A 220-nucleotide genomic window follows, 5' to 3' on the forward strand; every position below is an offset into this window, starting at 1 on the left:
CGGCGAGGTCGGTGTCGTCCGGGGTGGGGGTGGTGAGCGGGGTCGGTTCGCCGACGGTCTGGGCGGCGGCCTTGGAGACGATCGTGCCCTGGATCTTGCAGTCCAGGACGCCGGTGAAGCGGCGGGTGAAGCCGTTCGGGCCGGTGATCGTGAAGTCGTAGCCCTGGTCCTCCTGGAGGGAGACCGGGACGGTGCGCGTGGCGCCGGCCGGGACGGTGTG

1 protein-coding gene is annotated in these 220 nt (G+C 72.3%); it reads right to left on the reverse strand.

What is annotated here, in order from left to right:
- A partial coding sequence (locus CCN72_RS37605) for a phospholipase domain-containing protein (RefSeq protein ID WP_143664367.1) occupies nucleotides 1-220 on the reverse strand: 220 nt, incomplete at both ends.

The sequence above is a fragment of the Streptomyces murinus genome, assembly GCF_002154555.1.
In the GTDB taxonomy this organism is placed as follows: domain Bacteria; phylum Actinomycetota; class Actinomycetes; order Streptomycetales; family Streptomycetaceae; genus Streptomyces; species Streptomyces murinus.